The sequence below is a fragment of the Hyphomicrobium sp. genome (assembly GCF_009026145.1).
In the GTDB taxonomy this organism is placed as follows: domain Bacteria; phylum Pseudomonadota; class Alphaproteobacteria; order Rhizobiales; family Hyphomicrobiaceae; genus Hyphomicrobium_A.
The window spans coordinates 61,630-87,779 of sequence record NZ_WBUE01000008.1; the positions used below are offsets into that span (position 1 = coordinate 61,630).

The window sequence follows — 26,150 nt, forward strand, 5'->3', positions numbered from 1 at the left end:
CTCGGCGCTGTCGCGACGCTAGGCCCTCAGGCCCACTCCCAGTAGCGGATCGCCGCCGGGAACAAGATGATGATGAACAGCACAGGCAGGAAGAACAGTACCATTGGTACGGTGAGCTTGGGCGGCAAGGAAGCCGCCTTCTTTTCGGCCTCCGACTGACGGATATCGCGGTTCTCCTTGGCCATGACGCGCAAGGCTTGGCCGACCGGTGTACCGTAGCGCTCGGCCTGGATCAGCGCGGTGGTTACCGCCTTGACGCCGGGGATGCCGGTGCGCTTGCCGAGATTGTCGAAGGCTTGGCGGCGATCCTGCAAGTAAGACAGCTCGGCGGTAGTCAGGCTCAGTTCCTCGGCGAGCTCGAGCGATTGGCCCGCCACCTCCTTCGACACTTTGGCAAACGCGGCCTCGACGGACATGCCCGACTGCACGCAGATCAGCAGCATGTCGAGGGCGTCGGGAAACGCCAGCTTGATGGACTGCTGGCGCTTCTGGATGAGGTTCTCGATGAACAGGCTCGGCGCATAGGAGCCAAGGAACGCCGCGGCGAGCGCCATCATGAGCTTGATCAGCGGCGGGTAGTCGAGAATGTTGAGCAGGAACAGGTAGATGACGGCAACGACGAAGAAGATCGCCGGCGCGGCGACACGGAAGAACATGAACGCGACGAGCGGCGCCTGCCCGCGCAGGCCGGCGCGCTTCAGACGATCGCGGAGATCCTCGGTGTCCAGGATCTTGTGAAGGTTCAGCGCTTTGACGATCTGCTGCATGAAGCCGGTCGGCGTCTGCCGCAAACGACCCTGACGGTCGCGTGCGGCCATCTCGGCAAGCCGCTCGGCACGCATCTTGTCGCGTTCCACCGCCATGGTGCGCATGCGGTGATTCATGCGGTCCTGGGCGAGCATCGGCATGGCGATGGTCAGCACCGTCGCGAAGGCGCAGATCGCCGTCAGGATGGTGACGAGGAACGTCGGATTGGTGAAGGTGTCGATAAAATCCATGGGCGGAACCTTGAATTGGCGGTCGAGCGCGCGCCTGCACCACTCAGAATTTGAAGTTGATCATCTTGCGCATCACCAGCACGCCCATCAGCATCCACAGACCGCAGAACAACAGTGCGAAGTTGCCGGTGCGCGTCTTAAATAGGATCGAGATGTACTCGGAGGCCGATAAGTACAGCATGAATGTCACGATCGGCGGCAACGAGGCGAGCACCATCGCCGAGGCCTTGGCCTCCGCGCTGAGCGCCCTGACCTTCATCTTCAACCGGAAGCGGTCGCGCAGCACCGTCGAGAGGTTGCCCAGCGCTTCCGAAAGGTTGCCACCGGCCTGCTGCTGAATGGCGACGACGATCGACAGGAACTTGACCTCGGGCAGCGGCATGCGTTGCGTCAATCGCTCGAGCGCCTCACCCAGCGATATGCCGACCCGCTGCTGCTCGATCACCTCGCGGAACTCGCTGGCAAGCGGCTCCTCGCTCTCGCGCGCAATGATGGCCAAGCATTCGTTCAGCGGCAGGCCGGACTTCATGCCGCGCACCACGATATCGATCGCATTCGGTAGCTCGGCGGTGAACTTCAATTGCCGCCGGGTCGTGACCTTGTTGACGAACCAGCGAGGGACGCCGAACACGCCAATGAGCCCGATTACTAAGGTCAGGAACATGCGCGTGGCGCTCGCCGGCAAGGTGAACATGACGACGGCGGCGAGAACGGCTCCGCAGACGAGGCTGGCCAACCAGTAGGTCCTCGGCGTTATGTTGAGGCCGGCGCGTTCCAGGCGCAGGCGCAGCGAGATCCGCTCCGCCGCCCTTTGGCGGTTCTCCATGTCCTTCAGCGTGTCGGCGACCGATTTGCGCCGCGACGCCACCTGCTCGAGCTGGCTCAGCGTGTCGCGCTTGGCTTCCAGTACGCCCTTGAAACGCGATTCCTTTTCGCGCTCGCCGGAGAAGTACGGGTAGAGAAACGCATAGGCCAGCGCCCCCACCGCCAGCGCCACGAGCATCGCCGCACCGAAGGAGACCAGATTCGCCTCAGACATTGGTGTCTCCGAGCGGATTGCCGTTCTCGTCGAGCACCTCGGAGGAGGCCAGCGCCTCGGCGAGCTTCACTTCCTGACCGAAGTAGACGGCGCGATCCCAGAAGCGCGGGCGCGCGATGCCGGTGGAGCGGTGGCGGCCGAGAATGCGGCCTTGCGAGTCTTCGCCCGTGATGTCGAACAGGATGAGGTTCTGCAGCGTGACGACGTCGCCTTCCATGCCCAGCACCTCGGTGACGTGGGTCACCTTGCGCGAACCGTCGCGCAGACGTGCGACCTGCACGATGACATCGACGGAGCCGGTGATCATCTCGCGGATGGTGCGCACCGGGAGCTGATAGCCGCCCATCATGATCATCGATTCCAGACGGCTGATCGCTTCGCGCGGCGAGTTGGAGTGAAGCGTGCCCATGGAGCCGTCGTGGCCGGTGTTCATCGCCTGCAACAGGTCGAAGGCTTCGGGGCCACGTACCTCGCCGACGATGATCCGCTCGGGACGCATACGCAGACAGTTCCTGACCAGATCGCGCATCTTGACCTCGCCCTCGCCCTCGAGGTTGGGCGGGCGCGTCTCGAGGCGCACGACATGCGGCTGCTGCAGCTGCAGCTCGGCAGAGTCCTCGCAAGTGATGATGCGCTCGTCGTGCTCGATCGAGCCGGTGAGGCAGTTGAGTAGCGTCGTCTTGCCGGAGCCGGTGCCGCCGGAGATCAACACGTTGCAGCGCACGCGGCCGATGATATCGAGGATCGTCTTGCCGTCCGGCGAGATGGTTCCGAGTTTGCACAGCTGATCGAGATTGAGGCGATCGCGCTTGAACTTGCGGATGGTGAGCGCCGGACCGTCGATCGCCAGCGGCGGCGCAATGACGTTGACGCGCGATCCGTCGGGAAGGCGCGCGTCGCAGATCGGGCTCGATTCGTCGACGCGGCGGCCCACCTGGCTCACGATGCGCTGACAGATATTCATGAGCTGCAGATTGTCGGCGAAGCGCACCCCCGTGCGCTGCACCTTGCCGCCCACCTCGATGTAGGTCGTGTTGGCGCCGTTGACCATGATGTCGGCGATGTCGTCGCGCGCCAGCAGCGGCTCGAGGGGACCGTAGCCCAGCACGTCGTTGCAGATGTCCTCGAGCAGCTCCTCCTGCTCCGCGATGGACATCACGACGTTCTTGATCTGGATGATCTCGCTGACGATGTCGCGAATTTCCTCGCGCGCCGAGGCGACGTCCAGCTTGGCGAGCTGCGTCAGATCGATGGTGTCGATAAGGGCATTAAAGACCGTCGTCTTGACGTCGTAGTATTCTTCGGAGTGACGCCGCTGCGGCTCGGGCGCAACGATGGGCGGAGCGGGCGGCTTTGCCGACGGCAACCTCGGCTCGTTGAGGAGCGGCGCCGACGCGGCCGGTGCTGCCGCTGGCTGGGGAACGCGGCGGGCAGGAGCGGCGTCACTGGTACGCTTACCGAACATCTACGTTTCCTAACGCTTGAGCTTCAACTTCTCGAGAAACGGGACCAATCCCGAAGACTTCTTGACCGCCTGGGTGTCGCGCCGATTGCTCATCGCCAATGCGATGTCGCGAAAGGCAGCGGCCGACCGCGCCTTGGCGCTGAGTTCTTCGATCATCTGCCCGTTGTTGGCGGCCTGCCCGAATGTCTCGCTGTCGAAGTCGATGACGCTGATGGCCTTGAGGCCAATCGCCGACTCGAATTCCTTGACACTGATCTCCGGCCGCTTGGGCATGTTGACCATGTTCATGACCAGGCGCGGTTTGCTATCGTTGCGGCGCGTCTGCTGCAGCAGGTCGACGATGTTCTTCGCGTTGCGCAGATTGGCGAGGTCCGGCGCGGCGGTGATGATCACCTCGTCTGCTTGCAGCAGCACGCTCTTGACCCACGGCGTCCATGTGTGCGGCAGGTCGACGGCGACGTAGGGCACGTTCTGGCGCACGACGTCGATGACCCGGTCGCAACCCTCGACCGAAATGTCGTAGTCGCGGTCGAGGACGACCGGCGCCGCGAAAATCGACAGATGCTCGGAGCACTTGGTCAGCAGCCGGTCGAGCAGCACCTCGTCGAGGCGATCCGGACTGGACAGAGCATCGGCGATCCCCTGCATCGGATCCTGGTTGAAATCGAGTCCGGTGGTGCCGAAAGCGAGGTCGAGGTCGGCGATCACCACGTCGACTTTGAGGATCTCCGACAGCGACCAGGAAGCGTTGTGACAGATGGTCGAGGAGCCGACGCCGCCCTTGGCGCCGATGAATGCGTAAACGTGGCCTACGGGCTCGGTCTCCGGATTGTTGTAGAGATTCGAGACCGCCTCCATGAGCTGCAGCGGCGCCACGGGCTCGACGAGGTATTCGCTCACGCCGCGCTTCAAGAGCTCACGGTAGAGCATCACGTCGTTCGCTTGACCGACGATCAGCACCTTGGTGCCCGGGTCGCAGTTCTCGGCCAGACGGTCGAGCTCGGCGAGGAGATGATCGCGCGGCAGGCCGCACTCGATGATGATGAGGTTGGGCGTCGGGTTCTGCTGGTAGTGCGTGACGGCGGCCTCGACGCCTCCCATGTGCACGCTGACGTGCGCCTTGGCCAGGCGACGGTCCTCAGCCGCGATCTGAATGATCTCGGCCGTTGCACCGTTTTCGCAGAACGCCTGAATCGAGATGCGCGGGATCGGCCGCGCGCGGGCGGCGGCGGGCTCGGCGAAGCCGCCTTCGAGCTCGGCCAGCGGCGCGCCGACGCCGACGACTTCCTCCGGGCTCGAAATGGGCTTGGCTTGATTGGACATGACGTCGGCGACCTTGGCTGGACCTGGAACGTTAGTTGGAGCTGTTGTCTCTGTTGACGCGCTCGTCGACACTCTTGCGCGCACCGGTCGGCTGGCCCGTGATGTACTTGCCCCAAACCTGGTCGCGCCGCTCGCCCGAACGCGCCGTCTCGCTGCGCGGGCCGAGCAGGTCGGCGGGGTTGGCGACCATGACGGCCAGGTTGCGCTGCTGCGAGCAACCGAGGTTCGGATAAGGCAGGTTCATCGGGTCGTAGGCGAGATTGGCCGACCAGTCCCCGCACTGCGGCGGCTCGGCGACGTAGCGCAGGTAGGACACGCGAATGGGCGGATCCCCGGCGCCTTCGGCGCTATAGGCTTCGACCGAGATCGAGGCCTGGTCAAAGCCATGCTCGTTCAGCAGCGAGCGGACCTCACCGACCGCATACATCGCCGCCACCTCGTTGGCGGCCCCGCTCGGGACGGTCACGACGAGGCGGCTGTTGCCGGAATCGGTGGCTCGGTAATGATTGATGAAGGCCACCAGTTGCGCGCGCTGCGAGGCGCTCAGCCCGTTGGAGCCGCTGCGGACGCGGATGAGGTGGGTCGTCGGCTCCTGCGAAACGAGGATCGGATGGCGCTGCGAAGAGTCGATCAGCGTCCAACCGGCGACGCGGGTCGGATCGTCGGTGGTCTTGCAGCCCGCCAAGGCGAGCGCGACACCGGAGGCGACGATCAGCCTCGAGGCCAGCGATCGGGCGCCGCGGGTGCCGCAAGTGCGCATCGCATTCCTGGCAGTCATGACACGTCTCCAGCCCATCCGCTATTCCACGATGAATCCGTAGTCACCCTTGAGATCGCCGACGGGAGCGGGCCGTCCTCCGCCGTAGATGCGATTGATGTGGCCGAGGAAGTTCGCTTTGCGATCGGTCGGATCGCCGAGGCCGTCGAGCGGCCGGGCGAGCTCCTGGCGCGCCACCGGGCGCACCATGTAAGGCGTGACGATCACGACGAGCTCGGTCTCGTGCCGCTGAAAGTCGTTGCTGCGGAACAGGGTGCCGAGGATCGGCAGATCCTTCAGGCCGGGGAAGCCGTCGATGTTACGCCGCGAGTCCTCGGACAAGAGGCCGGCGATGGCGATCGAGCCTCCCGAGGGGAGCTCGACCGTCGAGTTGGCCTGGCGCTTCTTCAAAGCGGGGATCTGAATGCCGGAGAGAACGACGGCGCCCTCGAGGGTGAGCTCGCTGACCTCGCTCTCGATCTTCAGGCTGATACGGCCCTCGGAGAGCACGACGGGGGTAAAGGCAAGGCCGATGCCGTACTCCTTGTAGACGACGCTCACCTGGCCGAGGCTGTCCACCACGGGAACCGGATACTCGCCACCGGCGAGGAACTTTGCCGGCTCGCCGGAGACCGCCGTGAGGTTCGGCTCGGCGAGCGTCTTGATCAGACCGTCGCGCTCCAAAGCCCGCAGCGCTCCGCCAACCGCCTGGTTGCCCGATTGCCAAAGGGTCGCGACGCCCGAGTTGCCGAACGCCGTGCTCGGACCCTGGTTGAAGAACTGCAGCGCCCCGGCGATATCGCCGGCCGTTCCGATACCGGGGGTCGGCATCGTGCCAAGGGCGGCGGCGGTCAGCGGCAGCCCGTTCGAGGAAAGGACGGCGGTGGTGAAGTTGCCCGAATTGACCAGGGCGCCGACGTTGATGCCGAACTGCTTGAGGGTGGTGCGCTGCACCTCGGCGACGGACACGCGCAGCATCACCTGCTCCTCGCCCTCGACGGTGAGGAGGTTGATGATCGGCTTGGCGCCATAGACGTCGGCGGCGTCGGAGTTGCTTCCGCCGCCGGCGTCGGCCGTCGCCTGATAGCTGGACTGGCGGCCGATATTCGTCGTGTTGCTCGACGTCGTGTTGCTCGTCGCCTGCGGGCCCGTATTGGTGATGCTGGCGACGTCGGCGTTGGCGGCGGCAAACTGCGCGGCGATCTGCGCGGCGCGGTTGGAATCGACCGGCGTGCGCACCGTCCCCGTGAGCACGATGGCGCGGCCGGCGATCTCGCTGCGCACGTTGGAGCCGGGGATGAGACGCGTGATCAATTGATCGAGCGCCGACAGGTCGGCGCCGATGGCGACCTCGAGGGAGAGGATCTGCTGCCCGTACTCGTCGAAGAAGAACGCGTTGGTCTGCCCGGTGCCCTTGGCGATGAGGAACACACGATCAGACGACTGCACGACGGCATCGAGCACCGCCGGGTCCGAAACCAGCACGTCCTTCAGCGGGATGGGAAACTGCACGACAAGCGAGCGACCGACGCCCAGATCGACCCGCTTCGACAGCGGGAACGCGGCATTGCCGGGGATGCGCAGCACAGAGTCGTTGGCCGCCTGGCCGGCAGGCTGGCCCTTCATATCGGCCGCGATGATGTCGCTGACGCTAGTCGCGAAGAAGAACACCGCAGCCACGCTGGCGCGCGCCCATTTTAGGGTCGTTCGCATGATCGATTACCTTTTCGACAGCCGAAAACTGAATGACGCAACTCAGTTCACGCCGTACGCACGCGATGGCACGCCGTAACGAAGAACACGCACGGTGGTGCCGCGTTGATCGTTCATGGCCGCGGTCGGCCCTTTGCCCTTCGGATCGCCGTCGGCGACGCTGCGCAGCGACAGGCTGATCTCGCCCATGGAGTTGGCGCGCGCCAGCAGCTCAGCTTGCCGCGGGGTCAGCTCCAGGGTGGCGGTGTTGGCGCTTCCCTCGGGCGACTTCGCGCCCTCCTTGTTGGCGATGTCCTGGCCGATGGCGAGCACGCGGACGTTGTTGAAGAGCGTGTCGGAAACGTACTCGTCTTGCCCGCCGGGAGTGCGCTCACGACGCGTCAGGATGACATCGACGCGGTCGTTGGGCAGGATGAGGCGGCCGGCGGACGTCTCTTCTTTGATCTTCGTCGAGATGGCACGCATGCCGCTCGGCAGAATGGCGGCGAGTACGCCTCCCTGGCCGGGCTTGATCAGCTTTTGACGCGTCACCGGCTCGCCTTCGAGCATCGGCGCGCGCGCGATCGCGTCGGAAACCATCTTCATGCCCGCCTCGCCATCGGCCTGCGTGATGAAGGAGGGGGTCACGGCGTCGGACGGCCACGTCTGCCAGCGGAAATCCGTGCCCTTGGTGACCTCGCCGAGCGGAATGTCGCGGCGCGCGACCAGCACCTCGGTGGCGTTGACCGGCACGGCTACCTGCGTCGGCGCCGAAGGGCCGCTCACGATCGAACGCATGAGAAGGAAGGCGAGGAGGCCGGCCCCGCCTGCAATCGTGATGCCGATCAGTTGTGCGCGCTTCACAGCCGACGGGTCCTTTCACCCGATAGCCCGAATATGTTGTTCATCGACACTGCCGGACAAACGTCAACGCAACGTTAATCGCCGTTGCAGATTGGGCCTTGGCGGCGCTCCGCCTGGCCTATGCCGCCAGCAGAGCCGGCAGGCTGGTCATCGGGTAGACGACGAGCGCCCCTGCGGCGATGGCCACACCGTAGGGCATGCCTTCCTCCCGGTTGTGCAGGCGGCTCGCCCACTCCGGGAGCGGAAGCGCGCCGGCCGGCGCGCGCCGATAGGCCAACAGGAGAAGGGCGAGAACACCCCCGAATACCGTCACATAGACGACGAACGGGATGAGTTGCTCATACCCAATCCACAACGCGGCGGCGGCCAGCAGCTTGGCATCGCCACCACCGACGAGCCGCAGCTGAAACAGCAGCATATTGGCGAGAAGCACGACGGCGCCGACAGCCGCGTGCAGCAGCATCTGTTGCGCCGGCAATCCAGCGATCAGAGCCACAACAAAGAACGCCGCGGCGAGGCCGATCGAGACGCTGTTGGAGATGCGCATCGTCAGCACGTCCATCGTCGCTGCGTAGAGCATGACGAAGGGGAACACGAACAATAGAGGATAGGCTGCCACGCCGATCTCCAAGAGAACGCCACTTCCAGCGCCGACCCACCAGCCGCCAACGCGACCAAACACTCAACCGATTAGGACCGCCCGACGTGCGCGCGCCGGACGGCCCCATGTCAAATCAGAGCGCTTCGCGCGTCTTAATCGAGGTTGCCGGCGATGTTGTTGAACAGCAAGCCGAGATTCTTACCGAGCAGACTCGCGCCGCTGACGATGGCGACGCCGATAAGCGCGGCGATGAGGCCGTATTCGATAGCCGTTGCGCCGGACTCATCCCGGGCGAAACGAGCAAGGAAAGTCTTCATGACAGCATCTCCCAGTTTTTTGGTCGCATATGCGAGCCCACAGTTCGGCTGTTTGGACCGTGGCTGCGGGACTGGACCTATATGAACCTCCACCTCTTAAACCTAAGTAAAACGCACTAATTTGCTCGTAAATCTCTCCTAACAATCGGTTGTTTTGATCGATAGGAATCGATCAAAGTTGCAATCGAGACAGCATCATCAGAAGAACATAATGTATTCTGCGGCCATCCAGCAGATCGCAGCGCTGAATCTGGGGCGCACCCCCAACTCTCCGGGCAGAGACATTGTTGAGTGGCGCAGCCTATACTTTCTAGCACAGAATATAACTTGGTAGTTCTCGACAAGAGAAGGCCCGAGCAGTGCCGAGCTACCAGCGCGACAGCTACCGCAGCGTTGCGCGACGGCACAGGATGGAATTCTCCGCACGGCGATTTCCGCTTTCTTCACCATTTCCTGAAGTAATGCCGCTTAATCATCGAGGACGCGTTCCAGCATGCCCGCTCATATGCAGTCCCCTGTCCAGTTTCCGGGTCGAGTTCGGTGTTGCGCAGTAGCAAGCGCCTTTGCCGCGGCGTGCCTCTTGGCCGTCGCGCCCCTGGCGACCGCGCACGCCGCCGACCTCGTCGTCCGCTACGACCAGTCACAGCTCCTGCGGCTGCCAAGGCCCGTCGCCGAGGTCATCATCGGCAATCCGTCCATCGCCGACGTGACGGTCCAGGGCGGCAATCTCCTCGTCGTGACCGGCAAGACGTTCGGGGTCACCAACATCATCGCGCTCGACGCCGACCGCAATGTCATCCAGGACCAGCGGGTGGTCGTCGATCAGGACGACCGCCGCACGGTGGCGGTGTATAGAGGGTCGCTCCGCAGCACCTATACGTGCGCGCCCACATGCACGCCGGCGCTTGTCATCGGCGACGATCCGAAGTACTTCGACGACGTCACCAAGGCGGCGCAAACGAAGACGGGCGCGTCGGCCCCGGCGGCTGCCACGCAAGCGCAAGAGTGAAGCAAGCGGAGCGCTGACCCACGCAGCTACTTCAGTTAACGGATTGATTACCGATACTGATCAATTGCGAACGAAGTAATATTTAATTCATGGGCGCAAAGATAACGTCTGCGCGGTTGTTCGCGCGAGACGAAGCCGTATGCGTTTTCTTCTAACTCCGCGTTCCAAACGCGCACCCCGGCTCGGCTCTGTGCCGCGCAGATTGCTGCATGACGACGGCGGCGCAGCGGCCATCGAATTCGCCCTCGTCGCCTTGCCGTTCCTGCTCTTCATCCTCGGCCTGTTGGGCATGGGGCTCTACTACCTGGCCGGCACCTCGCTCGAGTACGGGGTCGAAGCGGCGGCCCGCAAGATCCGCACCGGCGAGGCCGAAAAGGGTGCCATGACGGTCGGACAGTTCCGCAATCTCGTTTGTCAGAGCGCCGGAGTGGCCATCGATTGCGGCAACATGAGCGTCATCGTGCAGCATGAGGATACGTGGGGCGAACTGAAGCCGCAGTCCTGCCTCGACAAGGATAACAACATGTCCGCCTCGACCGGCACCACCGGTGAGCAGGTCTCCAAGTATTCGGGCTCCGCGGGCCAGGTCGTCCTCGTAACCCTCTGCTACCGGTGGGACATGGCAGAGAACTTCAAGTTTCTGAAGTTGGGCAGCGGCACCGACGGATCGGGGCCGGCGATCATCCAGGCCGCCACGGCATTCAAGAGTGAGCCCTACAATTGATGCACCGTGTCGAGAAACATATGCGCAGCGCAAGTGGCCCCACGGCGTCTCCCGGATTTCGCACGCGCTTCGGGCGCGACGCGCACGGCGGCGCGGCCATTGAGTTCGGCATTCTCGCACCCCTCTTGCTGTTGATGCTGCTTGGTACGATCGAGATCGGCCGCGCGGTCAACACCGACCGGCATTTCACCTCCGCGGTCGCGACGGCCGGCGATCTCGTCGCCCGCGAGGAGTTCCTCGGAACCTCCGATTCCGGGGCGACAGCCAACCTCAACAGCATGATGGATTCGATCAAGCACCTCATGCAGCCGTACGATGCGAGCTCCCTGAAGCTCGGCATCTACTCGGTCCAAGCGTCGACCACCGACGCCTCCCAGACGAAGGTCGTGTGGAGGTATTCCTACAACGGAATGGACGTGCCGGCCGAATGCACCTCGTACGCCCTGCCGCCCAACCTCGTTGGCAAGGGCGGTAGTGTCATCGTGGTTGAAGCCGAGTACAAATACAAATCTCTATTCGGTAGCTATGTGCCCGGATTCAGCGATACGATGGACTGGAGCGACAAGTCCTACCACAGCCCGCGCAATAGCTGCGTCGACTATGTGGAAGGGGACAACTGCACGAATTCCTGCTGAGCGGCGCCGCCGCCAGCTTAGTGGTTTGATGTGTTGCCTGATGTGTTGCCCGGCCGCGCCTCGCGCAAGCCTCGGACGAATGCGCGACGAGATAATCATTTGTTGAAATTCGTTTTGTCCCGGGCTCGGGCTCGGCATAAGGTAGACAAATCGTCAGTCTTCAAACTACTAATCGTGCGGATCAGCACATGGGCCGACGTTCCATACATACTCCCGATGAGCTCCGCGAGCTGATCATCGAGGCAACGACCGCTATCGTCGAGCAGGCGGGTCTGGAAGGCTTGTCTGCGCGCGAGATCGCCAAGCGCGTCGGCTATTCTCCCGGCACGCTCTATAACGTGTTTGAGAACCTCGACGACCTTCTACTCATCATCGAGGCGCGGCTGCTCGACGAGCTGGCCGAGCGACTGGCCAAGGCGGACAATTCGGAACCGCCCGCTGAACGGCTGCGGCACCTGGTCAGCGCCTACTTCGCGTTCACTCAAGAGCGACCGAAGCTTTGGAACCTGCTCAACGAGCATCGCATGCCTGCCGGCCGCGAAGTTCCGCAGTGGTATCAGGCGAAGGTCGAAAACCTGCTGGCGCCATTCGAGGGGGCGCTGTCGCCATTGCTGACCAACACCGACCCGGCCTCGCAAAAGCGCCATGCACGCACGCTGTGGGCGAGCGTGCACGGGATGACCTCGCTGTCGACGGCGGACAAGCTCTCCAGCATCACCGCGCATGCGGGGCGCTCGCTGATCGAAGACCTCGTCTCGACCTATCTCGAGGGGCTGCAGAAGCATTGCCGCGCGGCGGCGGCGCACCGCTGATCTGTCGGCAGCCGGAGCGCGTTATGGCGTTGCCGGCTTTGCGGCTTCCTCCATACCTGCCGCTGGCAGAGATCCCGTGGTTTGCGGCACGGCTTCGCCGGCGGGTGCCGGCCTGGCGGCGAGCCGGCTGCGGTCGATGATAACGCCAAACCAGGCGTCCTGCGGCAGCAGGCGCTGATGCAGCGCCGCCCACATCGGGCGCGAGGTGATGCCGTCGTAGAACGTCGTGATCGAAGGCGTAATGAGCAGCAGCGCCACGGCAGCGGCCGCCATGAGCGCCGAACCGGCCGGGTTGCGCCAGTCGAAAGGCTTGAACGCGGTGCCGAACGACCTCTTGATATGATTGCCGAGCACGTCGACCGAGTAGATCTCGTCGAGGATCAAATGCGTCAGGAAGCCGATCAGCAAAAAGCCGCCGGCGAGCCAGGCGACCCCGTCGGGACGGTCGAACACGTAGTAGAAGATGATCACGGTCGCAAACGCGGATGCGAGGCCGGCGATCCACGAATGCCACACGCCGCGGTGGTTGGTGAGCCGGTGAAACGCCGTGTGCAGGCCGTAGCGCACGAACAGAAGTGTAGCGAGCCACAGGATCCACATTTCGGCGATCGACAGGCGGGGCGCGAAATGGAACAAGAGCGCGAACGAGAAGAAGACCGCGAGGCCGGCGAACAGCGCGCGGCTGGGGCGCGAATCCTTCAAGTCGATGTCGGGAAGCACCGAGCCGAGCGAGCCAGCCATGGTGACGGCGACGAGGTTTTCAGGCGCGATGACGTCTGCCGCCAGCGTCAGCGTGGCGAGCGAACCTGCTACCACCGTGCCGACGACAATGTGCGTGGGGAAGTTCGCCATGGATCGTGCCCTCCACCTCTCCTGGCCGGCGCGCCGCGACGCGCATGCCTCACTCCCCATCAGATTCGCAGGCCCGAGGGGAGTGAGGCGAATACCTGGCGTGTGGAAAAGCGTTGCCCGAACGCATTATTGCCGCAGCGCCGCAAGGGCCTTGCCGGCGGCCGCGCAGCCGCTTAATGGCGCCTGATGAAGACGCCCCTCGATCCCAGCCGCAACCGGCATCAGCTCGTCGCCGCAGTCAGCATCGCCGTCGCCGTGGCGGTGATGGGCATCAAGTACGTCGCCTTCCTCATGACGGGGAGCGTGGCGCTGTTCTCCGACGCCATGGAGAGTATCGTCAACGTGCTGACGGCCGTTGCGGCGCTCATTGCCATTCGCATTGGCGCGCAGCCTCCCGACCGTGGGCACCCGTTCGGGCACCACAAGGCGGAGTATTTTGCCGCCGTGCTCGAGGGCGCGCTGATCATCGTCGCGGCGATGCTCATCTTCCACGAGGCCTACCAAGCCTTCACCGAGCCGCGCGCGTTGACCCAGCCGGTCGCGGGCCTCGCGGTCAACGGGCTCGCCACCGCAATCAATGCCGCCTGGGCCTGGGTGCTGATCAGCCGCGGCCGGGCGTGGAGCTCGCCGGCGCTCGAGGGTGACGGCCATCATCTCTTCACCGACGTGGTTACCTCGGTCGGCGTCCTAATCGGCCTCGTGCTGGCAACGCTGACGGGATGGAACATCCTCGACCCGTTGCTCGCCGGTGCGGTCGCCATCAACATTCTACGCATCGGCTACAATCTCGCCGTCGAGTCGATGAGCATGCTGATGGACCAAGCAGCCTCGCCGGAGATCGAGGCCCGCATCAAGGACGCGATCCGCGCCAATGGCGAGGGCGCCCTGCAGGCGCACGATATCCGCACGCGCACCGCCGGCCCGCAGACCTTCATCGAGTTCCACCTCGTCGTTCCCGGCGAGATGACAGTCAAATCGGCGCACGATATCTGCGACCGTCTCGAGGAGGCGATCGAGAAGGAGCTGGAGAACACCGACGTCGTCATTCACGTCGAGCCCGAGCACAAAGCCAAGCGCAAGGGCGCCGTCGAGCTTTAAGCAAGCCGCGTGATTGCCCTGGCGGCGCCCAACTCTCAAGGCCTTTATCCCGTCCATGAAACACATCCTCCGCCGCCGAGCCCTCATCGCCCTGGCCGCCACCTGGTGCACGGCTATACCCGCCACGCTCGGCTGGGGCAGCGCAGGCGATGAGGTGACCGTCACCCTCGTCGGCGACGTAGGGCTCAATCGCTCCAATCAGCCGGTCGAGGCCGACGGCGTGCGCCGCGGCGCCTTCCAGACCTGGGCCGAGACGACGTCGCTGATCGACAACGAGGTCAACGGCGACCTCAACTTCATGAATGTCGAGACGGTGGTCACCGACCGTAACGACCTGCCGCGCGACACCAAGGGGCAGAGCGGCCCGTTCAACTTCCGCACCCACCCCAACGGCATCCGCCATCTCGTCTCGCGCGGCTTCAACCTCCTGTCCCTCGCCAACAACCACTCGATGGACTACGGCGTGGCGGGGCTCGAGCAAACGCTGAAGCACGTCGGCAGGCTGCAGAGCGAGCGTCTCGCGGTGGCCGCCGGCGTCGGTATGAACAGCGAGGAGGCGAGCCGCCCGCAGCGGGTCGCCGTCAAGGGCGCCGAGATCGCGTTCGCGGCCACGGGAATCGTCACCAACAACCTCGAACGGCACCGCGCCGGCCCCGACAAGCCCGGACAGAACGCTTACCGGTTCGACGACGACTTCGCCCAAGTGCGGCGGCGGCTCGTCGCCGCGCCGGCGGCCTACCGCATCCTGTCGATTCACTACGGCGAGGAAGGCAAGGTGCGCGCCGACGCCAAGCAGTTCGCCGACTTCCGCGCCCTGGCGGCGCAAAAGGATGGCATCGATCTCATCGTCGGGCATCATGCGCACGTTCCCCGCGGTGTCGAGATGGCCGGCAAGTCATTGATCTTCTATGGGCTGGGCAACTTCCTGCACCAGGGCACCGCCGACATGACCGGCAAGGGCATCTGCCGCGACTATGGCCTGATGGCGCGCGTGCATCTGAAAAAGGCGCCTGACGGCAAGCTCGAGCTGCGCGCCGTGGAGGCCATCCCCGTCACCGACACCCACTTTCGTCCGCGCCGGCTGACCGGCGAGGCAGGTGCGGCGCGCGTTTACGCGCTGAACTATCTCGACGCCGATCTCGGCGATGGTGCCGGCGCACGCGGGGTCATGTTCACGCCGCAGGCGGATGGGACCGGGCTCTATTGTCTGTCCGGCGCGGACAAGGACGGTGGCACTATCGGCGCCCTGTGCAAGAGCTACAGGCCCGCGCCGCCGATACCCGACCGACTGCGCGCTGCCATCCCCAGCTCCTGCAGCCGCTAAGAGCGCATTTGCGCTGCGGCACTTCTCCTGGCTAATAGCGGCATGGGCTCCGACAATCTCCACGATGTGAGGCTGTTCGTCGACGCGCCGCTCGAAGCGGGCGCCGCCGTCGCCTGCACGCCGGAGCAGGCGAACTACCTCGTCAACGTCCTGCGGCTCGGCGCTGGCGCCGAGATTCTCGTTTTCAATGGGCGCGACGGCGAATGGCGCGCGCGCCTGGTCGAGACGGGCAAGCGGCGCTGCGCGCTGCGGTCCCTAACGCCGACGCGGCCGCAGCAGAACGGGCCGGACCTGCACTACGTCTTTGCGCCGCTGAAGCACGCGCGTCTCGATTACATGGTGCAGAAAGCGACGGAGCTCGGCGTCGCACACCTGCAGCCGGTACTGACGCGGCGCACGGTGGCAGCACGCGTCAACCTGGAGCGCATGCGGGCAAACGCCATCGAGGCTGCCGAGCAGTGCGGCGTGCTGCGTGTGCCGACAGTGGGCGAGCCAATGAAGCTCGAGATGCTGCTTGCGCGGTGGGAGCCGCAGCGCAGGCTGATCTTCTGCGATGAGGCTGCGGAGGTCGCTAGCCCCCTTGCCGCGCTGGCGACCATAAAGGCCGGACCGGTTGCCGTTCTCATCGGACCCGAGGGTGGCTTCGATCCAGCCGAGCGCACGTCGCTGCGCGAAAAACCCTACGCGTCGGCGATCTCACTCGGCCCCCGGGTCATGCGCGCCGATACCGCCGCCGTCGCCGCGCTGGCACTGGTCAATGCCGCCCTCGGCGATTGGCGTTAGCCGCCGGAGAGCTCGCTAAACGCGATCGAGGCCGTCCTCGCAGACAGCCTCGTCGCGCCGCACGCGATGCAGTGAACGCTCGCAGCCTACTTGCCGCACTTGTCGTCGAGCTTGTCCATGGCGGCATCGTAAACCTTGCCGTCCTCCGATTCCGGATCAAGGTCGGCGCCGGCCTCAAACGCGGTCTGGAACTCCGGCCCAAGCTCCTTCATGAAGCCGTCCATCTGCTTGTCCAACTCCTCGGCCTTGCTATCGTCCTCGGCGTCGGCCGAGGACATGACCTTGCTCATCTCGCAGTAGGTTTTCAGCTTGGCCGCATCATTGCCGACGGCCTCGAAGGTCTTCACGGCCGACTCGACCGCCGCATTCGCGGCGAGAACCGGCGAGGCGAAAAGGCCGCAGAGGGCGAAGGCGGCCAGGTACTTTTTCATTGTATTCTCCCATAGAGTTGCGAGCAAAGTTGGAGGCAGAGCGGCGACTGGCATGACAGGGACTTCAACTCGTCAGTGCATATACCCAACTACCAACGACGGCGAGCGGTCAAAGCCGTCGAGGCACCAAAACGATCCCGCGGACATTTCGTGGAGCGCAATAGTGTTTTTTTATGGTAGCTGCATCTCCCGCGCCACCTCCCCCGCATGGGTTGCACGCCCGTCGTCAAGGCCTTAGAGCCTCGCGTTCCAAATAGCTCAACGGGTCGGCGATACTCTTCGCCTCGCTCCGCCCTGGCGGGCGGCTCGCCAACCCCCGGATCTGCAAACGACTTCGCCGTACGAACCCTCGAGGCCCGCTGCATGTCGACCCGTCAAGAAGGCGCGCCAAGCCGCCTCGCTCGTTCGCGGGATGACCTCGTGGCGTGGATCGCCGCTGGGGAGAAACCGAAGGCTGAGTGGCGGATCGGCACCGAGCATGAGAAGTTCGTCTTCCACACCGACACCCTGACGCCCGTTCCCTACGAAGGGGAGCGGAGCATCTCGGCGCTGATGAACGCCCTGATAACCCGCTTCGGCTGGGAGCCGATAATGGAGGGCGGCAAGATCATCGCTCTCAAGCGACAAGACTGCGAGCTGTGCGGCAACATCAGCCTCGAGCCGGGTGGCCAGTTCGAGCTCTCCGGCGGCCCCGTCGAGACGCTGCACGACACGGCGGCGGAGACGCGCGAGCACCTGCGCGAAGTGCTGAGCGTTGGGGAGCCGCTCGGCATCGGCTTTCTCGGTCTAGGTTTTTCGCCCAAGTGGACGCTGGCGGAAACGCCCCACATGCCAAAGGAGCGCTACACCATCATGACGCGCTATATGCCGACGGTCGGCAAGCGCGGCCTCGACATGATGTACCGGACGGCGACGATCCAAGTGAACCTCGACTTCGCCGATGAGGCTGACATGGTCAAGAAGCTGCGCGTCTCGCTGGCGCTGCAGCCCATCGCCACGGCGCTGTTCGCCTCCTCGCCTTTCACGGAAGGGCGCCCCAACGGCTTCAAGTCGATGCGCAGCGAAGTCTGGCGCGATACGGACCGCCGACGCACCGGCATGCTGCCGTTCGCCTTCGAGGCGGGCATGGGCTACGAGCGCTATGTCGACTATGCGCTCTCCGTGCCGATGTACTTCGTCTACCGCAACGGTAGCTATATCGACGCCTCGGGCGCTTCGTTCCAGGACTTCCTCGACGGGCGCTTGCCGCAGCTCCCCGGCGAGCGGCCGACGCTCGACGACTGGTCCGACCATCTGACCACGCTGTTCCCAGAGGTGCGGGTGAAGCGCTTCCTCGAGATGCGCGGCGCCGACAGCGGACCCTGGCAGCGCATTTGCGCCCTGCCCGCACTGTGGGTCGGGCTGCTCTACGATGCACAGGCGCTCGATGCCGCGTGGTCGCTGGTCAAGGATTGGACGGCGGAGGAGCGCGAGGCCCTGCGCAATGCCGTCCCCAAGGCGGCGCTGGCGACGCCGTTCCGCTCGACAACCGTGCAGCACGTCGCCCGCGAGGTTCTGCACATAGCCCGCCGCGGTCTGCGCGGGCGCCGGCGCATCAATGCCGCGAGCCAGGACGAATCGGTTTACCTCGACCCCCTCGACGAGGTTGTCCTCACGGGCCGTACACTCGCCGACCGGCTGCTCGAGCGCTACGAGGGGCCCTGGTCGCGCCAAATCGACCATGTCTTTGAAGAATATGCCTTCTAAGACACTGGCGCGGCGGTTCAGCTTGTGTTCATCCTAGGCAACGTTAACTCGGACCTAGGGCGCAGGGGGCATTCTCTGGGTATCCGTTTCAACGGGCCGAAGCGTATGCCGCAAGCGGCGGGAGAACGAACGTGCTCGGACGCAAGTTGAATTGGGCACTGGCGAGCGCCGTGGCGGTCGCGGCCCTGCTCATCGCCATTGGCCTCGCCTCGATCGACCGCGTCTCGGCGAACCAGTGCGGCGCCGGATGCAAGAGCGCCTACAACCAGTGCCGCATCTCCACCAAGGGATCGCCGAGCTGCGAGATCGCCTTCACGCGATGCATGCAAAGCTGCATCGTCGGCAAGTAAGGATCATTGTTCTCCGGCGACAAGGATGACGGCAAGCCGCCGCGGCCCGTGCGCGCCCATGACGATCTTGCCGCCGATGTCGCCGGTACGCGAGGCGCCGGTGACGAGATTGAGCGTGCGCGGCAGAGCGCCGGCGCTTTCGGCCAGCACCAGCGCGCAGGCCTCCTCGTAGCTGCCGACGATGGCGTCGGCCCGCAGCACAACGACATGCACGTCGGGCAGGAAGCCGAGCGTCACCGGATTGCCCGGGCCGGACGCGAGCGCCAGCGTCCCCGTCTCCGCCACGCCCGCAACGGCGCGCGAGAGGCCGGCCGTATCGCCACCCTGCGCGGGGCCGGTTTCGACGACGAGACCGGGCGCAGTGTCCCATGGCATGCCGGCGAGCTGCGGATCGGAGCCCCGCCGCACGCGCGGCGGCAGCCCCAGCGTCTGTAGATAGGAAGCGATGGCGGTCGGGATTGCCGTGACGCTATCGACAGCGATGATCTCGACGCCGAGGGCGTGCTGGAAATCCTTGAACTGCCGCAGGCGCTCCTCGCTGCCGCGCATCGCCCGTCGCGGCCGCGGATGCTCAATCGGCCGCTCCAGGCGCTCGGTCACGCTCTGACGCCGCACGGCAGTGCTGGTCGCGGCATCGAGCGTGGCGCGGATACCGGCGAGAATGCGGGCGCGGCTCATGGTGCCGTCCCCCGGCTACGCCGCGTCCACAGTTGCTGGAACGTGGCACCCTGCGGCGCTAGAAGATCGCGGTGCCGCGTCCATCGTCCAGCGAACGGCAGCGTGCGCAGCCTGCCGCTGGTGTGTCCCATTAGCCGAAGGGTGCGCGCGAGCATGCGCGCCGCTAGCGCGTAGGCTCGCGGCCGCAGCGCGAGCAGTGCCCAGACGCGCAGCAGGGTGCGGTCGCGCCACGACGCCGGCTCGGCCAACGCCACCTGGCGCCAATGGCGCATGAGCGAGACGAGCGGGATCTCGACCGGACAAACCTCCTCGCAGCGGCCGCAGAAGGTGGAGGCCTGCGGCAGATGTCCCGCATCGGCCACGCCGGCGAGCGCCGGCGACAGCACGGCGCCGATCGGCCCGGGATAGACCGAGCCGTAGGCATGGCCGCCAATCGTGCAGTAGACCGGGCAGTGGTTCATGCAGGCGCCGCAGCGGATGCAGCGCAGGACGGGGCGCAGCTCGCTTGCCAGCAGCTCCGAGCGGCCGTTGTCGACGATGACGACATGGCAGGCCGCGGGGCCATCGACATCGCCGGGGCGGCGCGGACCAGTGACGAGCGTTGTATAGGCGGTGAACTCCTGCCCGGTGGCCGACCGCGCCAAGAGACGCAGCAGCGGCCAGGCATCCGCGAGGGTCGGCACGATCTTGTCGATCGAGGCCAGGACGATGTGGACCTTCGGCAGTGACATCGTAAGGTCGGCATTACCCTCGTTGGTGACGACGATGGCCGAGCCAGTCTCGGCCACAAGGAAGTTGGCGCCGGTGATCCCGACCTCGGCGGCGAGGAATTTTTCGCGCAGCACGCCGCGCGCCTCGGCGACCAGTGCCTCGGGCGCCGAAAGATCGCGCTCCCTGGCCAGATGCCCGTGATGGCGGCGGAACTCGTCGGCCACGTCCCCGGCGCGCAGGTGGATGGCCGGGGCGATGATGTGGCTGGGCGTCTCGCCGCGGATCTGGATGAGGTACTCGCCAAGATCGGTCTCGACGACGTCGAGCGCCGCTTCCTGGAGACGGGGGCGAAGTCCGATCTCCTCGGAGACCATCGACTTGCTCTTGGCGACGACGCGCGCGCCTGCCTGCCGGCAGATGCCGAGGATGATGCCGCAGGCCTCCTCGCTCGTTGCCGCCCAGTGCACGGCGCTGCCGGCGCGGATCGCGTTGGCCTCGAAGGCTTCGAGATAGAGGTCGAGGTGCGCCAACGTATAATCGCGGATGTCGCGGCCCGTGCGACGCAGCGCCTCGAACTCGGGAAGCGCCGCCTTGGCCTGCGCGCGCGCGGCAACGAAGCCGGCGGGGACGTCGGCAAGCGCACGCTGCAGGCTCTGGTCGGCGAGCGCGGTGGCGACCGAGACTCCGAACCCGGTGGTGCGTTTCATGGCACGCCTCGCGAGGCGGAGTGCGCGATTGGCGGCTCGCTCATCTCGCCGGCGAGCACCTCGGCGACGTGGCGGCAGGCGATGGGCGAGCCCTGCCGCGATAGCTTGCCGGCGACGTTCAGCAGGCAGCCGAACTCGCCCGCGAGCACGAGGTCGGGGGCAGCGGTCGCGATGTTGGAGATTTTCGCCGAGACCATCGCATTGGAGATGTCGGGAAACTTCACCGCGAACAGCCCGCCAAAGCCGCAGCACGTCTCCGTACCCGGCATCTCGACGAGCTCCAGCCCGCTCACGGCGGCGAGCAGCCGGCGCGGCTGCTGCTTGATCTTGAGCTCGCGCAGCCCCGAGCAACCGTCGTGATAGGTGACGCGGCCGGCGAAGCTGCCCGGCACCGACGTGACGCCGCGTACGTCGACGAGGAATGAGACGAGCTCATGGACGCGCTCGGCGAACGCCCGGGCGCGCTGCTCAGCTTCCTCATCGCCGGCCATCAGGCGCGGATAATGCAGCTTGAGCATTGCGGCGCACGAGCCGGACGGGGCCACGACGTAGTCGAGGCCCTCGAAGGCGCGCATCGTCTGCGAGGCGAGCGCCTTGGCGCTGCGCGCATCGCCGCTGTTGTAGGCAGGCTGGCCGCAGCACGTCTGCGCGCGCGGCACCACGACCTCGCACCCCGCCGCATCCAAGAGGCGCGCAGCCGCAAAGCCGACGGAGGGTCGCATCAGATCGACGAGGCAGGTGACGAAAAGGCCAACGCGCGGCCGCCTTGCATAGCCTTCGGTCATCGCTGGTCCGCCTGGCTTCTTGTCGTCGCCCGCGCGCAACCGCGGCGCGGCTACTTATGTAGTTTCAGGAACGCGATGAGATCCTTGAGGTCGGCGGGATTCTTTATACCCGGTGACGCCATGACGTTGTTCGGCAGGAAGGCGTCGGGCGCGTCGAGGAACTGCGCCAGCTTTGCCTCAGTCCACACTAGCCCGCCGGCCGCCGCCTCGGTCATGGCGTCCGAGTAGTTAAAGCCCGGAACGCTCGCCGCCTTCTTGCCGACGATGCCAGTCAGCACGGGGCCAGCCTTGTTCTTTGCCGCAGGGCCTATGGCATGACAGGCGCGGCATCGCTTGAACACGGCTTCGCCCTTGGAGGCGTCCTGCGCCCAGGCGGGTATACCGGCAAGAAGCACGACGGTGATCGCGAGACTTCCCCTGCGCATCTGCTCTCCCTCCTGACCTGCCGGCCACCTCAGCAAATGCCGGGGCGGCGATCAAGGGATGATGGAGGCCGGCGTGGCTCCGCCGGTCGCATTTGCCGGTCGGCGTTGCGCAGACTTCAGCGTGTCGCCACCGCGGGGCCTGCCCCTTTGCCGACCCGGCGGGATACCGGCCGCGAAGCCTGGCGAGAGCCCATCTTATTGAGGTCCAACTCCTTTTCCCAATACGGCACGGGACCATAGAGATCGGCCAGGAACTCGATCAGCACATCGACCTTGGCGGGCATGAATTCGCGGCTCGGATAAACCGCGTGCACGCCCGTGCTCGCGGCACCGCGGTACGCGGGCAGCACCACGCGCAGGCTGCCGCTGCGCAGCGCCGGCCCGACGTCCCACGTCGACAAAAGGCCAAGGCCCACGCCCGACAAGACCAACTCACGAACGAACTCACCCGAGTCGGAGCGCACGGTGCCGTAGGGGCGAACCTGCACTTCTCCTTCCGGACCGTCGAGCCGCCAGACTTCGACGCTGTCGGCCACAAGGCAGTTGTGCACCTCGAGGTCGGGGAGGCTCTTCGGCGCTCCGTGCTTCTCGACATAGGAGGGTGCCGCGCACAGCACGCGCGTATCGGGGGCAATGCGGCGGGCGACGAGCGAGGAGTCCTCCAACTCGCCGATGCGGATCGCCAGGTCGAAACCCTCGCGAATGATGTCGACGAACGCATCGCTGACGTGCACGTGCAGCTCAATCTCGGGATAGCGGGCGAGAAAGTCGTCGATGTAGGGGGCGACGTGCAGGCGGCTGAAGGCCGTCGGCATGGTCACCTTCAAAAGGCCGCGCGGCTTGGTGTTGCGCCGGCTGACGAAGTCCTCCGCCTCCTCGCACAGGCTCAGGATGTCGACGACGCGCTTGAAATACCCAGCCCCCGTCTCGGTCAGCGTCAAATGCCGGGTAGTGCGCTGGAAGAGGCGGGCGCCGAGCCGCTCCTCCAGCTGGCTGATGCGCTTGGAAACGACGGCCGGAGAGAGGCCCATCTCGCGGCCGGCGGCCGACATGTTGCCGGTGCGGGCGACGCGTGCGAATATATCGAGGTCGCTAATAGCTGTCACTTGTCCCCCGTTGGGAAAGAGTCCCCGGCTTTCGACCGAGCCACCGGGTGGCAAACGAATTGAATTATGACGAGCGGCGACGTTAAGGTATCGGCGAGGAAGCCGAATAGCTGTACCGTCGTCCAATCCATTCAATATGCCAGCAATCGGCCGCGCTGCGATACTTAAATCTAGATCCCGCCGCCTTTGCTTGGGACTGTGGAGCTGGAGAACTGCATGACGCTGTCGAGGATGCCGGAACCAGACCGGACTGTGCTCGACCGGAGCAGCGCCATCATCAAAGATCTCGAGACGCTGGTGGGCGTCGATGGTGTGATCTCCGAAGAGGAAGGCCGGCGCGCGTTCGAATCCGACGCACTCACCGCCTATCGGCAGGCGCCGCTCGCCGTGGTGTTGCCGCGCTCGACCGCAGATGTGTCGAAAGTTCTCAAGTACTGCCATCAGGCCGGCTTGAAAGTCGTGCCGCGTGGTGCCGGGACATCCCTATGCGGCGGCGCGCTCCCGTCGGCCGATGCCATCGTGATCGGAACCTCGCGCATGAACCGCGTGCTGGAAGCCGACTTCGTCAATCGCACGATCACCGTGGAAGCCGGCATCACCAATCTCGCCATCACCGACGCGGTGTCGGCCGAGGGCTTCTTCTACGCGCCCGACCCATCGAGCCAGCTCGCCTGCACGGTGGGCGGCAACCTCGCCATGAACTCCGGCGGCGCCCATTGCCTGAAGTACGGCGTGACGACCAACAATGTGCTGGGCATCAAAATCGTGCTGATGGACGGCGAGATCGTCGAGATCGGTGGCCCGTACCTCGATGCCGAGGGCTACGACTTCCTCGCCCTCATAGTCGGCTCGGAAGGACAGTTCGGCATCGTCACCGAGGCGACGCTGAAGATCGTCCCCAAGATGGAGACAGCGCGCCCGGTGCTGCTCGGGTTCAGCTCCTGCGAGGCGGCCGGCCAGTGCGTTGCCGCCATCATCGGCTCGGGCATCATCCCGGTCGCCATCGAGTACATGGACAAGCCCGCCATCGCTGTTGCCGAGGCCTATGCCAAAGCTGGCTATCCGCTCGACGTCGAGGCGCTGCTCATCGTCGAGGTGGAAGGCTTCGAGGACGAGATCGCGCGGCTGCTGCGCGACATCGTCGAGATCGCCCGCGCTTTCGATCCCAAGGTGGTCGAGGCGAGCACCTCGGCCGAGCACAGCGCACGCATCTGGAAGGGGCGCAAGGCCGCCTTCGGCGCCATGGGCCGCATTTCCGACTACTACTGCATGGATGGCACCATCCCGCTGTCGCGCCTGCCCGAGGTGCTGAGCCGCATCGCCCAAATCTGCGCCGAGCACCACCTGAAGGTGGCCAACGTCTTCCACGCCGGCGACGGCAACCTGCATCCGCTCATACTCTATGATGCCAACGACGAGGACGAATCGCGCCGCGCCGAGCTTGCCGGCGCCGAGATCTTGAAGCTGTGCGTCTCCGTTGGCGGCTGCCTTACCGGCGAGCACGGCGTCGGCATCGAGAAGCGCGACTTGATGGAGGTACAGTTCTCTCCATCCGACCTTGCCGTTCAGATGCGGATAAAGAGCGTGTTCGACCCCCACTGGCTGTTGAACCGGGGTAAGGTCTTCCCGCTGAGCGCGCTCGAGGCGAGCGAGCGCCCGGCCGCGGACCAGGCGGCCTGAGGAGAAGGAATTGAACGATTTGCAGCGCCCCGGCGCCGACTGGGAGCTTCAGTTCGTGATCGCCGGCTGCGCCGAGAGGCGCCTGCCGATCGAGATCGTCGGCTCGGGCTCCAAGCGCGCGGTTGGGCGCCCCGTCGACGGCACGGTGACCGTCACCACCGCCTCGCTGCGCGGCATCTCGCTCTACGAGCCGAACGAGCTCGTCATGTCGGCGCGCGCCGGCACACCGCTGTCGCAGGTCGAGGCGGAGCTTGCGGCGCGCGGCCAGATGCTGCCCTTCGAGCCCATCGATCTCGCCCCGGCAACGGGCGGACCACAGGGTGCGCAGACGATCGGCGCTGTCTTCGCAACCAACATGTCGGGGGCGCGGCGCATTCAATACGGCGCCGCACGCGACCACCTCCTGGGGGTCAAGGGGGTCAACGGGCGTGCTGAGCTGTTCCAGGCCGGCGGCCGCGTGATGAAGAACGTCACCGGCTATGATATCGCGCGTGGCCTCGCGGGGAGCTGGGGCACGCTCGCGGTGATGACGGAGGTGACCTTCAAGGTCATCCCGTGGCCGGAGACGGCAGCGACCGTCATCTACCTCGGCCTGCCCGACAACCTTGCCGTGGAGCTGCTGTCCACCGCCATGGCACTGCCCGTCGAGGTGTCGGGCGCCGTGCACCTGCAGGCCTCCGTCGCCTCGCGCCTCAACCATCCCGGCCTCAAGTCGATGAACAAATCGGTGACGGCGCTGCGGCTGGAAAACTTTGCCAGCGCCGTCACCGGCCGCAAGCAGCGGCTCAAGGAGGCGCTGAAGGTCTACGGTAAGGCGCTGGAGCTCGATCACCGTGAGACGCTGGAATTTTGGAACGAGCTGCGGCGGCTGTCGGTGATGCCGAACCGGCAGACCCTCTTGTGGCGCATCGCAACCAAACCGACCACGGCGCCCAAGCTCGTCGCCGCCATCAAGCGCTACATGCCGGCCGAGGCCTTCTACGACTGGGCCGGTGGCCTCGTCTGGCTCGAGGTGCCGGCAGCGGCGGATGCAGGCACCGCGGAGATCCGTCGCGTCACCGCCATCCACGGCGGTCATGCCATGCTGATCCGCGCCGAGCCGAGCGTGCGCGCTGCCGTCGAAGTATTCCAACCCCTGAGCCCACCCGTCGAGCGGCTGACCCGCGGCCTCAAGGCCGCCTTCGATCCGGCCGGAATTCTCAACCCCGGCCGGATGTACGCCAACATGTGAGGGCTAG

General features: G+C 65.4%; 27 protein-coding genes. 11 read left to right on the forward strand and 16 right to left on the reverse strand.

Going from position 1 to position 26,150, the window contains the following annotated elements:
• Nucleotides 1-26: 26 nt before the first annotated feature.
• From F9K20_RS08725 to F9K20_RS08765, 9 genes are all read right to left on the reverse strand, one after another.
• Entirely contained in the window at nucleotides 27-998 is a 972-nt protein-coding gene (locus tag F9K20_RS08725; protein ID WP_291000038.1) for a type II secretion system F family protein, read from the reverse strand.
• Between the two features lie 43 nt (nucleotides 999-1,041).
• Complete coding sequence (locus F9K20_RS08730; RefSeq protein WP_291000041.1) at nucleotides 1,042-2,037, reverse strand: type II secretion system F family protein; 996 nt, start codon at nucleotides 2,035-2,037, stop codon at nucleotides 1,042-1,044.
• Nucleotides 2,030-3,502, reverse strand: coding sequence for a CpaF family protein (locus F9K20_RS08735; protein WP_291000044.1), 1,473 nt, complete (start codon nucleotides 3,500-3,502; stop codon nucleotides 2,030-2,032). Before F9K20_RS08735 ends, F9K20_RS08730 begins: the two co-directional genes overlap by 8 nt.
• Nucleotides 3,503-3,511: 9 nt before the next feature.
• Nucleotides 3,512-4,825 (reverse strand): CtpF protein, encoded by a 1,314-nt coding sequence (locus F9K20_RS08740; protein ID WP_291000046.1) that lies wholly within the window; start codon nucleotides 4,823-4,825, stop codon nucleotides 3,512-3,514.
• 31 nt (nucleotides 4,826-4,856) lie between these two features.
• Nucleotides 4,857-5,603, reverse strand: a complete 747-nt coding sequence (locus tag F9K20_RS08745; protein WP_291000049.1) for a CpaD family pilus assembly protein — start codon at nucleotides 5,601-5,603, stop codon at nucleotides 4,857-4,859.
• Nucleotides 5,604-5,624: 21 nt separating this feature from the next.
• Nucleotides 5,625-7,295, reverse strand: a complete 1,671-nt coding sequence (locus F9K20_RS08750; RefSeq protein WP_291000052.1) for a type II and III secretion system protein family protein — start codon at nucleotides 7,293-7,295, stop codon at nucleotides 5,625-5,627.
• 42 nt (nucleotides 7,296-7,337) lie between these two features.
• Nucleotides 7,338-8,138 (reverse strand): Flp pilus assembly protein CpaB, encoded by an 801-nt coding sequence (gene cpaB, locus F9K20_RS08755; RefSeq protein ID WP_291000055.1) that lies wholly within the window; start codon nucleotides 8,136-8,138, stop codon nucleotides 7,338-7,340.
• A 118-nt stretch (nucleotides 8,139-8,256) separates the two neighbouring features.
• Entirely contained in the window at nucleotides 8,257-8,757 is a 501-nt protein-coding gene (locus F9K20_RS08760; protein WP_291000058.1) for a prepilin peptidase, read from the reverse strand.
• A gap of 134 nt (nucleotides 8,758-8,891) precedes the next feature.
• Nucleotides 8,892-9,056 carry a Flp family type IVb pilin gene (locus tag F9K20_RS08765; protein WP_291000061.1) on the reverse strand — a complete coding sequence of 55 codons (165 nt, stop codon included), beginning with the start codon at nucleotides 9,054-9,056 and terminating at the stop codon, nucleotides 8,892-8,894.
• A gap of 580 nt (nucleotides 9,057-9,636) precedes the next feature.
• On the opposite strand from F9K20_RS08765, the gene F9K20_RS08770 reads away from it, so the two are divergent.
• From F9K20_RS08770 to F9K20_RS08785, 4 genes are all read left to right on the forward strand, one after another.
• Complete coding sequence (locus tag F9K20_RS08770) at nucleotides 9,637-10,065, forward strand: pilus assembly protein N-terminal domain-containing protein (RefSeq protein ID WP_291000063.1); 429 nt, start codon at nucleotides 9,637-9,639, stop codon at nucleotides 10,063-10,065.
• A gap of 202 nt (nucleotides 10,066-10,267) precedes the next feature.
• Nucleotides 10,268-10,789 carry a TadE/TadG family type IV pilus assembly protein gene (locus F9K20_RS08775; RefSeq protein ID WP_291000066.1) on the forward strand — a complete coding sequence of 174 codons (522 nt, stop codon included), beginning with the start codon at nucleotides 10,268-10,270 and terminating at the stop codon, nucleotides 10,787-10,789.
• Between the two features lie 20 nt (nucleotides 10,790-10,809).
• Nucleotides 10,810-11,424: a pilus assembly protein gene (locus F9K20_RS08780; protein ID WP_291000069.1), complete on the forward strand. Its 615-nt coding sequence runs from the start codon at nucleotides 10,810-10,812 to the stop codon at nucleotides 11,422-11,424.
• Between the two features lie 188 nt (nucleotides 11,425-11,612).
• Nucleotides 11,613-12,236: a TetR/AcrR family transcriptional regulator gene (locus F9K20_RS08785; protein ID WP_291000072.1), complete on the forward strand. Its 624-nt coding sequence runs from the start codon at nucleotides 11,613-11,615 to the stop codon at nucleotides 12,234-12,236.
• Between the two features lie 21 nt (nucleotides 12,237-12,257).
• On the opposite strand, the gene F9K20_RS08790 is transcribed toward F9K20_RS08785, so the two are convergent.
• Nucleotides 12,258-13,088, reverse strand: coding sequence for a metal-dependent hydrolase (locus F9K20_RS08790; RefSeq protein WP_291000075.1), 831 nt, complete (start codon nucleotides 13,086-13,088; stop codon nucleotides 12,258-12,260).
• A 186-nt stretch (nucleotides 13,089-13,274) separates the two neighbouring features.
• On the opposite strand from F9K20_RS08790, the gene F9K20_RS08795 reads away from it, so the two are divergent.
• Genes F9K20_RS08795 through F9K20_RS08805 form a run of 3 tightly spaced genes read left to right on the forward strand, consistent with a single transcriptional unit; the run spans nucleotide 13,275 to nucleotide 16,293 of the window.
• Nucleotides 13,275-14,186 carry a cation diffusion facilitator family transporter gene (locus F9K20_RS08795; RefSeq protein WP_291000077.1) on the forward strand — a complete coding sequence of 304 codons (912 nt, stop codon included), beginning with the start codon at nucleotides 13,275-13,277 and terminating at the stop codon, nucleotides 14,184-14,186.
• Nucleotides 14,187-14,241: 55 nt separating this feature from the next.
• A complete protein-coding gene (locus tag F9K20_RS08800) occupies nucleotides 14,242-15,510 on the forward strand; it encodes a CapA family protein (RefSeq protein WP_291000080.1) in 1,269 nt (422 codons plus the stop codon).
• 42 nt (nucleotides 15,511-15,552) lie between these two features.
• A complete protein-coding gene (locus F9K20_RS08805) occupies nucleotides 15,553-16,293 on the forward strand; it encodes a 16S rRNA (uracil(1498)-N(3))-methyltransferase (protein WP_291000083.1) in 741 nt (246 codons plus the stop codon).
• Nucleotides 16,294-16,379: 86 nt separating this feature from the next.
• On the opposite strand, the gene F9K20_RS08810 is transcribed toward F9K20_RS08805, so the two are convergent.
• The gene (locus tag F9K20_RS08810) at nucleotides 16,380-16,724 is read right to left on the reverse strand and encodes a hypothetical protein (protein WP_291000086.1); all 345 of its coding nucleotides are present in this window, start codon (nucleotides 16,722-16,724) and stop codon (nucleotides 16,380-16,382) included.
• Nucleotides 16,725-17,087: 363 nt separating this feature from the next.
• On the opposite strand from F9K20_RS08810, the gene F9K20_RS08815 reads away from it, so the two are divergent.
• Together F9K20_RS08815 and F9K20_RS08820 are read left to right on the forward strand one after the other, a co-directional pair.
• The gene (locus F9K20_RS08815) at nucleotides 17,088-18,470 is read left to right on the forward strand and encodes a glutamate--cysteine ligase (RefSeq protein ID WP_291000088.1); all 1,383 of its coding nucleotides are present in this window, start codon (nucleotides 17,088-17,090) and stop codon (nucleotides 18,468-18,470) included.
• 131 nt (nucleotides 18,471-18,601) lie between these two features.
• Entirely contained in the window at nucleotides 18,602-18,820 is a 219-nt protein-coding gene (locus F9K20_RS08820; RefSeq protein ID WP_291000091.1) for a hypothetical protein, read from the forward strand.
• A 3-nt stretch (nucleotides 18,821-18,823) separates the two neighbouring features.
• On the opposite strand, the gene F9K20_RS08825 is transcribed toward F9K20_RS08820, so the two are convergent.
• The 5 genes from F9K20_RS08825 to F9K20_RS08845 all read right to left on the reverse strand — a co-directional run bounded on the left by F9K20_RS08825 (nucleotide 18,824) and on the right by F9K20_RS08845 (nucleotide 23,232).
• Nucleotides 18,824-19,498: an LUD domain-containing protein gene (locus F9K20_RS08825; RefSeq protein WP_291000094.1), complete on the reverse strand. Its 675-nt coding sequence runs from the start codon at nucleotides 19,496-19,498 to the stop codon at nucleotides 18,824-18,826.
• Nucleotides 19,495-20,916, reverse strand: a complete 1,422-nt coding sequence (locus F9K20_RS08830; protein WP_291000097.1) for a lactate utilization protein B — start codon at nucleotides 20,914-20,916, stop codon at nucleotides 19,495-19,497. Before F9K20_RS08830 ends, F9K20_RS08825 begins: the two co-directional genes overlap by 4 nt.
• The gene (locus tag F9K20_RS08835) at nucleotides 20,913-21,701 is read right to left on the reverse strand and encodes a (Fe-S)-binding protein (protein ID WP_291000100.1); all 789 of its coding nucleotides are present in this window, start codon (nucleotides 21,699-21,701) and stop codon (nucleotides 20,913-20,915) included. Before F9K20_RS08835 ends, F9K20_RS08830 begins: the two co-directional genes overlap by 4 nt.
• 50 nt (nucleotides 21,702-21,751) lie before the next feature.
• On the reverse strand, nucleotides 21,752-22,126 hold the full coding sequence (locus F9K20_RS08840; protein ID WP_291000102.1) for a cytochrome c family protein: 375 nt from the start codon (nucleotides 22,124-22,126) through the stop codon (nucleotides 21,752-21,754).
• Nucleotides 22,127-22,242: 116 nt separating this feature from the next.
• Entirely contained in the window at nucleotides 22,243-23,232 is a 990-nt protein-coding gene (locus F9K20_RS08845; protein WP_291000105.1) for a LysR family transcriptional regulator, read from the reverse strand.
• Between the two features lie 216 nt (nucleotides 23,233-23,448).
• Here F9K20_RS08845 and F9K20_RS08850 point away from each other — a divergent pair, with 216 nt between their 5' ends.
• Together F9K20_RS08850 and glcE are read left to right on the forward strand one after the other, a co-directional pair.
• The gene (locus F9K20_RS08850; RefSeq protein ID WP_291000108.1) at nucleotides 23,449-24,912 is read left to right on the forward strand and encodes an FAD-linked oxidase C-terminal domain-containing protein; all 1,464 of its coding nucleotides are present in this window, start codon (nucleotides 23,449-23,451) and stop codon (nucleotides 24,910-24,912) included.
• A gap of 10 nt (nucleotides 24,913-24,922) precedes the next feature.
• Nucleotides 24,923-26,143 (forward strand): glycolate oxidase subunit GlcE, encoded by a 1,221-nt coding sequence (gene glcE / locus F9K20_RS08855; RefSeq protein WP_291000111.1) that lies wholly within the window; start codon nucleotides 24,923-24,925, stop codon nucleotides 26,141-26,143.
• Nucleotides 26,144-26,150: the final 7 nt, after the last annotated feature.

Bases quoted from the DNA above. Each gene is read 5' to 3' on its own strand.
- F9K20_RS08750 (WP_291000052.1), bottom strand. From the start codon at position 7,295: ATGCGAACGACCCTAAAATGGGCGCGCGCCAGCGTGGCTGCGGTGTTC.
- F9K20_RS08810 (WP_291000086.1), bottom strand. From the start codon at position 16,724: ATGAAAAAGTACCTGGCCGCCTTCGCCCTCTGCGGCCTTTTCGCCTCG.
- F9K20_RS08730 (WP_291000041.1), bottom strand. From the start codon at position 2,037: ATGTCTGAGGCGAATCTGGTCTCCTTCGGTGCGGCGATGCTCGTGGCG.
- F9K20_RS08805 (WP_291000083.1), top strand. From the start codon at position 15,553: ATGGGCTCCGACAATCTCCACGATGTGAGGCTGTTCGTCGACGCGCCG.
- F9K20_RS08790 (WP_291000075.1), bottom strand. From the start codon at position 13,088: ATGGCGAACTTCCCCACGCACATTGTCGTCGGCACGGTGGTAGCAGGT.
- F9K20_RS08745 (WP_291000049.1), bottom strand. From the start codon at position 5,603: ATGACTGCCAGGAATGCGATGCGCACTTGCGGCACCCGCGGCGCCCGA.
- F9K20_RS08795 (WP_291000077.1), top strand. From the start codon at position 13,275: ATGAAGACGCCCCTCGATCCCAGCCGCAACCGGCATCAGCTCGTCGCC.
- F9K20_RS08725 (WP_291000038.1), bottom strand. From the start codon at position 998: ATGGATTTTATCGACACCTTCACCAATCCGACGTTCCTCGTCACCATC.
- F9K20_RS08785 (WP_291000072.1), top strand. From the start codon at position 11,613: ATGGGCCGACGTTCCATACATACTCCCGATGAGCTCCGCGAGCTGATC.
- F9K20_RS08850 (WP_291000108.1), top strand. From the start codon at position 23,449: ATGACGCTGTCGAGGATGCCGGAACCAGACCGGACTGTGCTCGACCGG.
- F9K20_RS08740 (WP_291000046.1), bottom strand. From the start codon at position 4,825: ATGTCCAATCAAGCCAAGCCCATTTCGAGCCCGGAGGAAGTCGTCGGC.
- F9K20_RS08800 (WP_291000080.1), top strand. From the start codon at position 14,242: ATGAAACACATCCTCCGCCGCCGAGCCCTCATCGCCCTGGCCGCCACC.
- F9K20_RS08840 (WP_291000102.1), bottom strand. From the start codon at position 22,126: ATGCGCAGGGGAAGTCTCGCGATCACCGTCGTGCTTCTTGCCGGTATA.
- F9K20_RS08815 (WP_291000088.1), top strand. From the start codon at position 17,088: ATGTCGACCCGTCAAGAAGGCGCGCCAAGCCGCCTCGCTCGTTCGCGG.
- F9K20_RS08735 (WP_291000044.1), bottom strand. From the start codon at position 3,502: ATGTTCGGTAAGCGTACCAGTGACGCCGCTCCTGCCCGCCGCGTTCCC.
- F9K20_RS08835 (WP_291000100.1), bottom strand. From the start codon at position 21,701: ATGACCGAAGGCTATGCAAGGCGGCCGCGCGTTGGCCTTTTCGTCACC.
- F9K20_RS08825 (WP_291000094.1), bottom strand. From the start codon at position 19,498: ATGAGCCGCGCCCGCATTCTCGCCGGTATCCGCGCCACGCTCGATGCC.
- F9K20_RS08830 (WP_291000097.1), bottom strand. From the start codon at position 20,916: ATGAAACGCACCACCGGGTTCGGAGTCTCGGTCGCCACCGCGCTCGCC.
- F9K20_RS08765 (WP_291000061.1), bottom strand. From the start codon at position 9,056: ATGAAGACTTTCCTTGCTCGTTTCGCCCGGGATGAGTCCGGCGCAACG.
- F9K20_RS08780 (WP_291000069.1), top strand. From the start codon at position 10,810: ATGCGCAGCGCAAGTGGCCCCACGGCGTCTCCCGGATTTCGCACGCGC.